This is a genomic window from Aquirufa lenticrescens (genome assembly GCF_019916085.1).
Lineage (GTDB): Bacteria > Bacteroidota > Bacteroidia > Cytophagales > Spirosomataceae > Aquirufa > Aquirufa lenticrescens.
The window spans coordinates 2,312,717-2,325,701 of the sequence record NZ_CP049834.1 but is presented as its reverse complement, the minus strand read 5'-3'; the positions used below and the strand labels follow the sequence as shown (position 1 = coordinate 2,325,701).

The 12,985-nt window shown below is 40.1% G+C and carries 10 protein-coding genes; 7 read left to right on the top strand and 3 right to left on the bottom strand.

What is annotated here, in order from left to right:
- Positions 1–4 precede the first annotated feature (4 nt).
- Positions 5–580: a crossover junction endodeoxyribonuclease RuvC gene (gene ruvC, locus G9X62_RS10385; protein WP_223130640.1), complete on the top strand. Its 576-nt coding sequence runs from the start codon at positions 5–7 to the stop codon at positions 578–580.
- Here ruvC and G9X62_RS10380 read toward each other — a convergent pair.
- On the bottom strand, positions 573–2,492 hold the full coding sequence (locus G9X62_RS10380) for a thioredoxin domain-containing protein (RefSeq protein ID WP_223130639.1): 1,920 nt from the start codon (positions 2,490–2,492) through the stop codon (positions 573–575). The two genes, ruvC and G9X62_RS10380, sit on opposite strands and share 8 nt — an antisense overlap.
- Before the next feature lie 45 nt (positions 2,493–2,537).
- On the opposite strand from G9X62_RS10380, the gene G9X62_RS10375 reads away from it, so the two are divergent.
- From G9X62_RS10375 to G9X62_RS10360, 4 genes are read left to right on the top strand one after another with little or no spacing between them, the layout of a single operon-like run.
- Positions 2,538–4,100 (top strand): NAD(P)/FAD-dependent oxidoreductase, encoded by a 1,563-nt coding sequence (locus G9X62_RS10375; protein WP_223130638.1) that lies wholly within the window; start codon positions 2,538–2,540, stop codon positions 4,098–4,100.
- Between the two features lies 1 nt (position 4,101).
- Complete coding sequence (locus tag G9X62_RS10370; protein WP_223130637.1) at positions 4,102–4,662, top strand: NUDIX hydrolase; 561 nt, start codon at positions 4,102–4,104, stop codon at positions 4,660–4,662.
- Between the two features lie 14 nt (positions 4,663–4,676).
- On the top strand, positions 4,677–7,409 hold the full coding sequence (locus tag G9X62_RS10365) for a DNA gyrase/topoisomerase IV subunit A (RefSeq protein ID WP_223130636.1): 2,733 nt from the start codon (positions 4,677–4,679) through the stop codon (positions 7,407–7,409).
- Complete coding sequence (locus G9X62_RS10360; protein ID WP_223130635.1) at positions 7,409–8,722, top strand: MFS transporter; 1,314 nt, start codon at positions 7,409–7,411, stop codon at positions 8,720–8,722. Before G9X62_RS10365 ends, G9X62_RS10360 begins: the two co-directional genes overlap by 1 nt.
- Here G9X62_RS10360 and G9X62_RS10355 read toward each other — a convergent pair.
- Complete coding sequence (locus tag G9X62_RS10355; protein ID WP_223130634.1) at positions 8,709–9,632, bottom strand: LysR family transcriptional regulator; 924 nt, start codon at positions 9,630–9,632, stop codon at positions 8,709–8,711. The genes G9X62_RS10360 and G9X62_RS10355 overlap by 14 nt on opposite strands.
- Before the next feature lie 109 nt (positions 9,633–9,741).
- Between G9X62_RS10355 and G9X62_RS10350 the strand changes: the two genes are divergently transcribed.
- Together G9X62_RS10350 and G9X62_RS10345 are read left to right on the top strand one after the other, a co-directional pair.
- Positions 9,742–10,290 (top strand): peroxiredoxin, encoded by a 549-nt coding sequence (locus G9X62_RS10350; protein ID WP_223130633.1) that lies wholly within the window; start codon positions 9,742–9,744, stop codon positions 10,288–10,290.
- Between the two features lie 48 nt (positions 10,291–10,338).
- Complete coding sequence (locus G9X62_RS10345) at positions 10,339–10,911, top strand: carboxymuconolactone decarboxylase family protein (RefSeq protein WP_130896675.1); 573 nt, start codon at positions 10,339–10,341, stop codon at positions 10,909–10,911.
- 49 nt (positions 10,912–10,960) lie between these two features.
- Here the strand turns inward: G9X62_RS10345 and G9X62_RS10340 are convergent, their stop codons facing one another.
- The gene (locus G9X62_RS10340; RefSeq protein ID WP_223130632.1) at positions 10,961–12,982 is read right to left on the bottom strand and encodes an OmpA family protein; all 2,022 of its coding nucleotides are present in this window, start codon (positions 12,980–12,982) and stop codon (positions 10,961–10,963) included.
- Positions 12,983–12,985 lie beyond the last annotated feature (3 nt).

Below are 12,985 nucleotides of genomic sequence, written 5' to 3'. Positions count from 1 at the left end.
TTTAATGACGCAAATTAGCACTTCCTCTTCAGAAAAAATAATCTTAGGTATTGACCCAGGGACACGATACTTAGGTTATGGTCTATTGAGAATTACGAATGACAAGGTAACTGTTTTGCAATATGGCGTGCTAAACTTGACTAAATACACTACGCAGGGAGCTAAATTCTTGAAGATTCACGAACGGGTTTTGGGAATTATCGAAGAGTTTCTGCCTGATGAGATTGCAATTGAATCGCCCTTCTTTGGCAAAAATGTACAATCGATGTTGAAATTAGGTCGCGTGCAAGGGATGGTGATGTCTTTAGCCTTCTCTAAATCAATTCCGATTGCGGAATACGAACCTAAAAAGATCAAACAGTCGGTGACAGGAAATGGGAATGCGTCGAAAGAACAAGTCGCTAAAATGGTGGAGATTATTGGCAATATTAAATTAGATGCCAAAATGCACGATGCAACTGACGCACTAGGAATCGCTATTTGCCATCATTTTCATAATAAAAACATCAGTTCCACGCTTAAAGGAACAAAAAAAGGCTGGGGCGCTTTCGTCACGGAGAATCCAGAACGAATTAAATAAGCTCAGCTAACTGCTTATCTACTTCTTGCAAAGTCGAAACAGGAGCGAAACAATAATCACCCACACATAACAAATAGGTCTCTATTTCTTCAGAAGGAATACAAACAAGTTGATCCTTGTCGATACACCAGTCGAAAACATCCAAACCATCGCCGTCACCCGCATATTTTAGCAAAGCTTTCGGATGTTCTATCCATTCCGAATAAATGCGCAACCAATTCGCAAAATAAGCAGGATGCGCAATGGCTCTTTCGAGAATTTGAGACAACATGGCACGGCCATTAAGGGTATATTCAGCCTTATTTTTCAGAATACCCATCCATAAGAAAGCCTCACACAACATCGAATTAGACGAAGGCATCACCGAATCCATTACTTCTACTTTTTCCGCTATTAAATAATCCGCTTTCTTTGACCGGTATTGATACAGCGCTAATTCTGGATGCGAAAACTCATCACCAATTCTTAGTATTAGATTATCTGCTTTCTCCTTGAAATTAGCATCTGAGGTCAATAAATAGAGTTTTATATAGGCCAAAACCAAGGCAGAGATATCATCCAAAAAAGCACCAATAGGCTCGCGCGAAAACTGAGCCTGATGCAACCATTGATCACCTTTATTAAAATGCGTTTCAATAGCCGTAATTAAATCTATAGCACTTTGCAAATCCTCTTTTCGACCAAACACTTGATAGACTTCTACAAATGCTGCCACTAATTGCGCATTCCATACCAAGACTTCTTTTGTATCTGTCCCAGGTCTTATTCGGGTTAACCGAGCATCCCGTAAAACATTCATTTCTTTCTCGAAATGCGAGTTTAAAACAGGAGATGATTTGAATAAAATATTACGTCCATCCTCCCAATTACCGTTTTTCGAGATGGAATATGTCTTTAAAAACTCGTCATTGTTCAAGGCGGCTAATTCCGAAAAAGACCAGGTATAAAACAGACCCTCTTCGCCCTCTGAATCCGCATCTAAGGAGGAATAATACAAACCTCGAGGCGAAAGTAATTCGCGCTTTAGAAAGCTAATAGTATCGAAAATCACTTCTTGATAAAGTGGATTCCGCTCTCTCTTGTAGGCTTTCGTGTAAGCAGACAATAATTGCGCATTATCATAGAGCATCTTTTCAAAATGAGGGCAAAACCACTCAGAATCTACCGAATACCTAGAAAAACCACCACCAACTGCATCATAAATACCCCCTTGGGCCATTTTTTCTAACCACGTTTTTTGAAGTATGGGCAATCCCAATTCGACCGAAAGAGAAGAGGGTACTGCATATAAAAATTGAATCAAAGAGGGTAGAGGAAATTTAGGAGCTTTGTTGATTCCTCCGAAAACAGGATCTAATGCAGATTTAATTTTAGTCAATGCCGTTGGAATAACTGCGGCAGTCTCATTTAAATCTGAATGAGCAAAAAAGGAGGCGTTTTCAGATAAGCTCTCTGCGAATCCATCCGCCGATTTAGCTAAGTCTTCGCGGTTGTTCACAAAAGCATTATGAATAGAATATAACAACTGAATCCAGTTGGCTTTTTTGAAATAGGTACCTCCGTAAAAGGGCTTTTGATCTGGTAATAAAAAAACATTGAGTGGCCAACCTCCATTCAATCCCATCTGATGAAGCGCCTCCATATACACCATATCTACATCTGGACGTTCTTCCCTGTCTACTTTAATGTTTACAAAGTATTCATTCATGATGGCCGCCACTTCCTGATTCTCAAAAGATTCGTGCTCCATCACGTGGCACCAATGGCAGGCGGCATACCCAATACTCACTATGATGGGCTTGTCTTCAATTTTTGCGCGATCTAATGCCTCAGGTCCCCACGGCTCCCAATGAACCGGGTTGTTTTTATGTTGTAATAAATAGGGAGAAACTTCTGAGCCGAGCTTATTCATCTGAATTAGTCAAAATTGATTCGTAAATTTGCACAAAATACTCGTATGATTGACCAAAAAGACTTCGTTCTTAGCCCAGATATTGCCCATTCTCCTGAAAAATTAGCTCAATTTTTAGCTACTGAAATGGGAGAGGCGTATCTAGCAGCTTGTACCTATCGCATCGAAAAAAGGTCAATCGACGCTAGAAGCAGACAAATAAAAGTCAATCTTCGGATCGGTTTTTATGAAAAGGACCACGATTTCGGTCTTTCTGCTCAATTACCTACTTTATCAAAAGACGCCAAAAAAGTCATCATTATCGGATCTGGTCCTGCCGGATTATTTGCTGCGATTGACTTTGTCAAGAAAGGAATTAAACCCATCGTATTAGAACGGGGTAAAGATGTAAGAGATCGCAGAAGAGATTTAGCGGCCATTAACCGCTTTAATTTAGTGGATCCAGATTCCAATTACTGTTTTGGAGAAGGTGGCGCAGGTACTTATTCTGACGGTAAATTATATACGAGAAGTACGAAACGCGGCGATATTAAAGGAGTTCTAGAAACATTTGTAGCACATGGCGCTCATAGCGATATTTTATTTGAGGCTCACCCACACATAGGAACAAATAAGTTACCAGGTATTATCGCCTCCATGCGGGATGCAGTCATTGCAGCGGGAGGAGAAGTGCATTTTCATCACCGAGTAGTTGATTTTTTGATCGAGAATAAATCCATAAAAGGAGTTGTATGTTCGAATGGAGCAGAATTTCAAGCCGATAAACTTTTATTAGCCACAGGCCACTCGGCCCGTGATATATTCCAATTATTACAAAATAAAGGCGTAGCCATCGAAGCTAAACCATTCGCGATAGGCGTACGAATTGAACATCAGCAGTCTTTTATTGATCAAGCGCAATACAAAGTAAAACAACGTCCTGAATACTTACCTCCAGCCAGTTTCAGTTTAGTAACTCAAAGTAAATTCCAAGGTGTTCAAAGAGGAGTTTTCTCCTTCTGTATGTGCCCAGGTGGATTTATTGTACCTTCGGCGACATCGCCTAATCAAGTCGTAGTCAATGGAATGTCACCATCTAGACGTGATTCTAAATACGCGAATTCTGGTATTGTGGTCAGTATTGTAGAGGAAGACTTAGCGCGATACAAAGAATTTGGAGCTTTGGCAGGAATGCAATTACAAGAAGAACTAGAGCAGAAGGCAGGAAGTTTAGTAGGAGGGTCCCAAAAAGCGGTTTCTCAATATACCTTAGATTTTATCCAAGGAAAAGCAAGCAAGAGTTCGCATCCGACAAGTTACGTACCAGGCTTAGAACCTGGTGAAATGCGAGAATTCTTACCAGATTACATTTCAGAACCATTGGCTCAAGGATTTCAAGATTTCAACAAGAAAATACCCGGTTTCTCTTCCAATTTAGGTCAAATCATCGGCTTAGAGAGTAGAACATCCTCACCTGTAAAAATACCACGCGACAAGGAAACCTTAGAGCATCCAGAAATAAAAGGCCTCTATCCTTGTGGTGAAGGTGGAGGTTATGCAGGTGGCATTATGTCTGCGGCTTTGGACGGAATACGATGTGCAGAAGCCATCGCCAATACGCTTTTGTAACATGAAAGAATTCGAACCTTTCAAGCAGATATACGAACAAATCCTTCAAAAACAGGAGATCAAAGCCAACGCAAAACAAGCAGCAGTAGCTGTATTATTTATTGAAGAAGACGACCAGGAACCGCACCTAGTTTTGATTGAGCGAAATCAATACGATGGACATCATAGCGGACAAATGGCTTTACCTGGTGGAAAAATGGATCCTACGGATCAGGATTTACGGGAGACGGCGGCAAGGGAAGTACGGGAGGAAATAGGTATTGAGATTGATGTCTCTTCGTTAGATTACATCACAGAACATTGGATTCACGTCTCTAATTATTGGATAACCGCATTTTCCGTTCGACTGAATAAAAAGCTAAGCTACGATTTAAATAAAAGAGAAATAAATCGTATTTTTGAAATACCTGTATCTTTCTTTCAAGATCCGGCTAATCTACAACCTTTTGAAGTTAGCTACGATGGAAATAAAATCCTGAGTCCTTCCTTTGTGTATGAGGGGAATTTGATTTGGGGAGCTACAGCCTTAATATTGTACCAACTCTTCCACACAGAAGATTAATAGCGATAATTACTATGAGTGAAACAGCGGACGGCGCACTACAGAATCAGATTGCGGTAGCAGGGATGTATGAGAATTGGTTCTTAGAATATGCTTCTTACGTTATTTTAGAGCGTGCGGTTCCGGCCGTTGAAGATGGATTAAAGCCTGTTCAACGACGCATTTTGCACGCGTTGAAGGAAATGGACGATGGCCGTTTCAATAAGGTGGCGAATGTGATCGGTCAAACCATGCAGTATCACCCGCACGGGGATGCCTCTATCAATGATGCGATTGTTAATTTAGGCCAAAAAGACCTTTTATTCGATTGCCAAGGTAACTGGGGAGACAACCGAACTGGCGATAGCGCCGCAGCGGCGCGTTATATTGAAGTACGTTTATCCAAATTTGCGAACGACGTTGTTTTTAACAACCAGACCACCGAATGGCAAATGTCCTACGATGGTCGTAAGCGCGAACCCGTAACGCTACCTATTAAATTTCCACTTTTGCTTGCGCAAGGGGTAGAGGGTATTGCTGTAGGTTTGGCAACTAAAATCATGCCGCATAATTTCTGTGAAATTATCCAGGCTTCGATCGATATTTTAAATAACAAGAAAGTAGAGCTATATCCCGATTTCCTATTAGGGGGAATGATGGATGCGTCTAATTATAACGATGGTCTTAGGGGAGGAAAAATCCGTATCCGAGCTAAAATCGATGAATTAGACAAGAAAACGCTTGTTATAACGGAGATTCCGTACACGACTACCACGACTTCTTTGATTGATTCCATCATCAAGGCAAATGATACAGGTAAAATCAAGATTAAGAAGGTAATTGATAATACGGCCAAAGACGTAGAAATTCAAATTCAATTAGCACCAGGTATTTCTCCAGATGTAACGATTGACGCCTTATATGCCTTTACAGACTGTGAAGTTTCCATTTCACCTAATGCCTGTGTGATTATCGAAGATAAGCCGCATTTTATGGGTGTAGGCGAAATCCTTCGCGTATCTACTAATCAAACGGTTGACTTACTTCGCCAAGAATTAGAGATTCGCAAAGGAGAGTTGATGGAGAAAGTGCTCTTCAGCTCTTTGGAAAAAATCTTCATCGAAAATCGCATATACCGCGACATTGAAGAATGCGAAACCTTCGAATTAGTCATTCAAACGGTAGATAAAGGCTTAGAGCCTTATAAAAAGGACTTCTACCGCGAAATCACGGAAGAGGATATCCTAAAATTACTAGAAATCAGAATTAAGCGTATTTCTAAATTTGACAGCTTTAAGGCAGACGAATTAATGAAGCGTTTATTAGACGAGTTAGCTGAGGTTGAAGATCATTTAGCTAATTTGATTCGCTATGCAATTGATTACTTCAAAAATCTATTAGCTAAATACGGAAAAGGAAGAGAGCGTCGTACTGAGATCAAGAACTTCAATACTATTTCAGCAACAGTTGTAGCCGCTGCTAACCAAAAACTATATGTGAATCGCGAAGATGGTTTCATAGGTTATGGCTTGAAGAAAGACGAGTACGTCATGGATTGCTCGGATATCGATGATATTATCGTATTCAGGTCAAACGGTACCTGCGTAGTCACTAAAGTACAAGAGAAAGTATTCGTGGGTCGCGACATTATCTATTGCTCTGTCTTCAAGAAGAACGATGATAGAAAAGTCTATAACGTTGTTTACCTAGATGGCAAGTCAGGCACATCCTATGTGAAGCGTTTCAAAGTCACTTCGGTGACGCGTGATCGCGAATACAAAGTGAGTAGCGATAATGCTAAATCGAAGATTACTTATTTCTCCGCCAATGAAAATGGGGAAGCAGAGGTAATCCAAATCAGCTTAACAGCTAATTGTACGGCTAAAATCAAGCAATTTGACTATGACTTTGCGAAGCTAGCGATCAAAGGCCGTGAATCCTTAGGGAACATGCTAACCAAATACCCGGTTCGCAAAATCACCATGAAATCAGCGGGAGTATCTACATTAGGTGGAGTGGATATTTGGTACGACCCTACGATCGGTCGCTTAAACCGCGATGGACACGGAGATCATATCGGTAATTTTGAACCGAATGACAGTATTCTGGCCATTTACGCCTCAGGTAATTATGAGTTAACGAATTTCGAATTAACGAATCGTTACCCGGCAGAGGAAATAATGTATTTAAAGAAATTTGAGCCTCAATCTATTATTTCGGCTGCTTATTTTGATGGTTCCAATAAGACTCACTTGATCAAACGATTCCATCTGGAGACTACTTCTTTAGATAAAAAATTCCTTTTCATTTCGGATCATAAAGCAAGTAAACTAATTGCTGTGACGGACAATTATGCGCCTAACGTGCAGATTAAGCACAAACCAGATGGAAAGACGAATGAATTAGAAATCATTCCCATCGATGAATTGGCCGAAGTAAGAGGCTGGAAGGCCTTGGGTAGTAAATTAAATTATCCGAAACTAGTCGAAGTCATTTTCCTAGAAACAGAGGAGGAAGCGCCGGTAACTGAAAAGAATGCCGATGCTCCTGAATCCGTAGAAATAGAGGATGTGGAGGAAGTGGTAGAAACGGTTTCAGATGAACTAGAGACACCTGCAGAAGCAATTTCAGATGAACCTGAATTTGTTGTCAACTTTCCGGAAGAGTCAAAAGTAGAAGAGAAGCCATCTGTTGAAGAGAAGAAAGAAGATGAAATACCTTTTGAAATCAAAAACCCTCCTAAAGGGGAGCAATTAGGTTTATTTTAATGGAACAGAAACTGAATAATCCGAAAACATTGAATGCTTGGGCCTTTTATGACTGGGCCAATTCAGTGCATTCTTTAACGATTACTTCAGCCATTTTCCCTATTTATTTTCCTTCCGCTGCGATTACATTAGGTAGTGTCACGCCTGGTATGATCTCCATTTTAGGCTTTGAATTAAGCAATACGGTTGTTTTCTCGTATACTATTTCCGTTGCCTTCTTAGCCTTAACCATCTTAATGCCTTTCTTATCAGGCATAGCGGATTATACCGGTGCAAAGAAAAGCTTTATGCGGTTCTTTTGTTATTTAGGCTCTTTCAGTTGCATCGCCTTATTCTTTTTCAGCAAAGGCCATTATTATATTGGAACGCTAGGATTCCTATTTTCCATCATTGGATGGGGAGGAAGTATGGTATTCTACAATAGCTTCCTGCCTGAAATTGCGACCCCTGATCGTTTTGATCGATTAAGTGCAAAAGGATTTACCCTAGGTTATATAGGTTCCGTTTTATTATTGATTCAAAATCTAACGATGCTCCTAAAACCCGAATGGTATGGTGGAATAGGGGGCGAAATGGCAGCGCGTGTTTCCTTTTTAACCGTAGGATTATGGTGGTTATTATTTGCCCAAATCCCTTTGCATCACCTTCCTGATTCAACTGCCAAAGAAAAAGACCAAAACCAGTGGTGGCTAGGAGGCTTCAAAGAACTTCAAAAGGTATTTAGGGAAGTAATGGTAAATAAGGAAATCAAATTATTCCTTGTCAGTTTCTTCCTATTTAATATGGGTGCTCAAACAGTCATGTATTTAGGTGCATTGTTTGGAAGTCAAGAATTACACCTTCCAGAAGATGCCTTAATTATTACGATTCTACTCATTCAGTTAGTCGCTATTCCGGGCGCCTATTTCTGTGCTCGATTATCAGGCTGGGTGGGTAATGTAAAAGCGCTAGGTTTAATTGTCTTTGTCTGGATATTTGTGTGTGCCTATGCTTATACGGTAACCTCACAATTCAATTTTTATTTATTGGCCACTGCCATCGGATTCGTCATGGGGGGTATTCAATCGAATAGCCGCGCCACCTATGCTAAATTATGTCCCAAAGGGGAGAAGGATACCGCCTCCTATTTCAGTTTTTATGATGTCTGTGATCGATTGTCCACAGTAATTGGGACGTTTATGTTTGGCCTAATTATTCAGTTAACAGGCAATATGCGGATCAGTATATTGGTTCTGACGTTTGTTTTTGCCGCTAGTTTATTATTCCTTAGACCACTAGTAAGCAGCGCAAAGGCAAAAGCTATATGGGGATAATATTGCGCTCCTGAGGTTTTTTCCAAGAATCTGGTATATGCGCTAATATTTCAACTTCTAGAGCCTTTACAATGGCTTTTCTAGAATAGGAAATAGCGTGAACCAGCGCTACTTCTCTAACGGGCTTAGGTTCGGGCAAACTATATACTTTTTCCTTCAACTTAGGATCCAAATAATCCACAAACATCTGAGGAATAATGGTTTGGCCAAAACCCTGATCAGCCAAACGCACAATTGTTTCCATACTTCCCGTCTGATACGTCATCTTGGTCCCAATCAAAGGACCAGAGGGTAAATTACAAATGGAATTCACTTGACTACTTAAACAATGCCCTTCTTCTAATAACCAAAGTTTAGAGGGATCCAACGTAGATTTCAACTTAGAACCGTCTTCTTCCCACACATTGGAATACAAGAATAATTCCTCATAATAAAGCGGGATTTCTACTAAAGAATCATTCAAAGGAGTCACTAGAATACCAATATCTATTTTACCTTCTTGAATGCCTCTCTTGATGTTAGCTGTTGTGGTTTCTGCGATGCGAATCGTTAGATCTGGGTATTTCAATTGAAAATCAGCCAAAAATTTAGGCATCAAATAAGGGGCAATAGTAGGAATCACTCCTATGGAGACAGATCCATTTACTTGATTTGACCAACCTTTAGAAAGAGAAAGAATCGAATTACTTTCATTCAGAATCGCCCGAGCTTTAGCGATAACCTCTCTTGCTTCTAGGGTAGGAACGAGAGGCTTTGCCTTACGATTAAAGAGCGTTAGATTTAATTCATCCTCTAACTTTTGCACCTGCATACTCAGGCTGGGCTGAGAAACACAACAATAATCCGCTGCTTTGGAAAAACTTTGCAGATCAGCTAAGGCCACAATGTACTCTAATTGAGTTATCGTCATAGTATAATTAAAAACTATACAAATATAGAAAATATAGATTTGGCTAATAACACTTTAATCAAGATCTTTGCATCACAATTTAACAAGAACAATAAAACAACAAATACAAATGGCAAATCACATGTTAGGATTAGGAAGTCAATTCCCAACTTTTTCAAAAACTGCAGTCGTTTCTTTAGAGCAAGGAAAAGAATTCGCAACAATCACTTCAGAAGATCACAAGAAAGATGGTAAATGGTTAGTGATGTTCTGGTGGCCAAAAGATTTTACTTTTGTTTGCCCTACAGAAATCGCTGAATTCAACCGCCGTGCAGGAGATTTCGCAGATCGCGATGCTTCTTTAATCGGAGCTTCTACTGATTCTGAATTCGTTCACGCAGCTTGGAGAAGAGATCACGACGATTTACGTGGATTGAAATTCCCTATGTTAGCTGATACTTCTAAGAGCTTAGCTGAAGAATTAGGTATCTTAACAGAAGGAGAGAAAGTAGCATACCGTGTTACGTATATCGCTGACCAAGATGGTGTAATCCGTTGGGTATCTGCAAATGACCTTTCAGTAGGCCGTAACGTAGACGAAGTATTACGTGTATTAGATGCGTTACAAACAGACGAGCTTTGCCCATGTAACTGGAAAGCTGGAGACGCTACATTATAATCATTTCTTTAGCCCCAGGATTCCCTGGGGCTATTAAAATCAACAATCATGAGTGAGACAAAAGACAACTTATTGGCGGAGATTAATATCCCTGCCACAGAATCGTTTGCCCTTTTAGATACCCTAGATGCAGCAGATCACCGCTACATTAAAGATCTTAAAATCAATGTTTCGAATGCCTTACGCGCTCAAACGTTGACAGAAAAAGAAGCTATTCTATTAGCCTTAGCGGTTTCTGTGAATCAAAAGCACACTAGAACGATTGATTCCCTAACTGAACTAGCGCTAAGTAAAGGAGCGACAGATGCAGAGATTACTGAAATGCATGCCTTAGTATCCTTATTGAATGCTAACAACATTTTCTACCGATTTAAGCACATGGTAGATAAAGAGTACTACAATACGGCACCAGCTGGCATTCGTATGTCGATTATGATGAACCCTGTTTTAGGCAAAGAATTCTTTGAATTAGCTAGCTTAACAGTTTCAGCAATTAACGGCTGTGAGATGTGTGTGACTTCTCATGAGCAATCAGTGAAGAATCACGGAGCTACTGAAGCGCGTATTTTAGATGCAATCCGTCTTACAGCGATCATTAAGAGTTTGATCGTTCTTTTATAATACTAGTTTTAGGTTGAGTGAAATAGGGGGGAGCAATCCCCTCTTTTTTTTATTCAATCGATAGAAGTGTGAATTCCACACGTCGATTACTTTTCCGTGTGTCTTCTAATAGGTTATTGGCCAAAGGCTTTGATCCGCCCCATCCCTTCGTTTTAATACGATTCGCATCCACTCCTTTAAAAACTAAATAAGCCTTCACATTCTCTACCCGTTCGAGCGATAATTTCAAATTATCATTCCAATCCCCTTGGTTATCTGTATGCCCCTCTAATAGCAATGAATATTGAGTGTTTTCAGAAAGAATAGCGATAATCTTCTCTAATTCAGCTTCAAAACCAGGTTTTAATTCTGCCTTACCTTGATCAAAAATAAGATTAGAAAAAGCAATAGCCTTATTTTTCTCGACTGTTTGAAGAAAGAAATTGCGATTGACTAACTGAAAATTAGGAGAAGAAGTAAAGTCAAAACTTTCCGCTTTTGAGAAGAATCCCTGTTTCTTAATTTGCACTGTAAAGGGCTTTTTAGCAGGCCACATAAAACTATAATCACCTACATAAGGGTCATAATCAATGGAGAGCGTATCCACAGGATTTCCTTTTGCTTTGATGACGATACGTGCCGCCATAGGTTCTTTAGTCTTTTGATTAATAACCTGGCCTGTCAGTTGAATTAAGGTCAAAGGCTTCGCCTTTTCAGGAATCTTGATACGGAAAATATCCTCAGCACCCACCGAATTCTCTGTGGAACTAAAATAAGCGTAATCACCTTTAGCCGAGACAGAGAAATAACCATCCCACTGAGGTGTATTGACAATAGGTCCTAGGTTTTCTGGTGCCGACCAATTTAGCCACGTATCATCTAAACGACGAGACAAAAAGATATCATTATTGCCATAACCTACATGACCGCTAGAAGAAAAGTACATTGTCACACCATCTGGAGCAATAAAGGGAGTTGATTCAGCTTCACCTGTATTTACTACTGGGCCTATGTTTTTAGGTTCTGACCAAGAATCATCCGTATTCAAAAAGGAAACATAAATATCCTTCCCACCATATGAATCTTTGGTTTCAGTGGTCATCAAGAGGACTTTCCCGTTAGGAGCCAACGTATATTCAGAGAATTCTGATTTATTCTTAAAGTTGACAATTTTCAGAGCTTTAGGAAAACTCCATTCGCCCGTTCTTAAGAGAAACGAGAAGGAAACGCCCTTTTCCATCGTCCCGTCTTTCCCATAGACATTGTTTAATAATAAAGTCTTTCCATTAGGTGTAATACCACAAACCGCGTTATTTTCGTCATTATTGATTGGAGCGGAGAACAGGGTAGCTTTTGACCAAGTACGATCTGACTGCCAATTAGACACCCAAATATCTTGGTTTTTATTAGCTCCTAAATTATCAGGATGCTTCCAGCGGGTGAAATAAAGCTTTTGGCCATCCGGACTAACTACAGGACAAATCTCATTAAACTTCGAGTTAATAGCATTCCCTAAATTCTCACGTGCCTGAAAGGCATTCGCGTCAGTTGTTAGTTTTAAAGAAGACTCAATAGGTTCATCGCTATCTGAAATACCAATGGCATCGATTTGCGAGTATCCTTTTACTCGTAAGGAATTAAAGGATATCTTAATCCCCTTTAATTTGAAGCTCGTTTTAGTAGGGAGGCGAATCGTCGTGACCTGAGAATTGGCACTTGCATATCCAGGGGAGAATGTACGCAAAGGATAGATCTTATTATTCTGATCTAAACCATCTACTGAAGTAATGCTACCAGCCCCAAAATTTTCAAAGATGGCTATCTGTTTCACCACCATCGTTGTATCAAATCCTACTAACAGGTATTCTCCATCCGGACTATCGGCGGTCATGGATTGCCAAGCACTAGGAGTGGCAGCCATTTTAGGGTATTTACTGGGACGACCTAAAGCATGCAAAGCTCGGTATTCTCTTCCGAGAAGAGGGTCTTTGTATTCACTAGAAACAGAAATGACTTGGGAAGCCCATTTGACTTTTTGGGCAAAAGTAAGGGTGGAAACAAAAATCAACAAAACGAAGATCCTGACACCCATCGA

Excerpts from the sequence above, each read along its gene's own strand:
- G9X62_RS10365 (WP_223130636.1), top strand. The coding sequence starts at position 4,677 with ATGAGTGAAACAGCGGACGGCGCACTACAGAATCAGATTGCGGTAGCA.
- G9X62_RS10380 (WP_223130639.1), bottom strand. The coding sequence starts at position 2,492 with ATGAATAAGCTCGGCTCAGAAGTTTCTCCCTATTTATTACAACATAAA.
- G9X62_RS10355 (WP_223130634.1), bottom strand. The coding sequence starts at position 9,632 with ATGACGATAACTCAATTAGAGTACATTGTGGCCTTAGCTGATCTGCAA.
- ruvC (WP_223130640.1), top strand. The coding sequence starts at position 5 with ATGACGCAAATTAGCACTTCCTCTTCAGAAAAAATAATCTTAGGTATT.
- G9X62_RS10350 (WP_223130633.1), top strand. The coding sequence starts at position 9,742 with ATGGCAAATCACATGTTAGGATTAGGAAGTCAATTCCCAACTTTTTCA.
- G9X62_RS10340 (WP_223130632.1), bottom strand. The coding sequence starts at position 12,982 with ATGGGTGTCAGGATCTTCGTTTTGTTGATTTTTGTTTCCACCCTTACT.
- G9X62_RS10360 (WP_223130635.1), top strand. The coding sequence starts at position 7,409 with ATGGAACAGAAACTGAATAATCCGAAAACATTGAATGCTTGGGCCTTT.
- G9X62_RS10345 (WP_130896675.1), top strand. The coding sequence starts at position 10,339 with ATGAGTGAGACAAAAGACAACTTATTGGCGGAGATTAATATCCCTGCC.
- G9X62_RS10370 (WP_223130637.1), top strand. The coding sequence starts at position 4,102 with ATGAAAGAATTCGAACCTTTCAAGCAGATATACGAACAAATCCTTCAA.
- G9X62_RS10375 (WP_223130638.1), top strand. The coding sequence starts at position 2,538 with ATGATTGACCAAAAAGACTTCGTTCTTAGCCCAGATATTGCCCATTCT.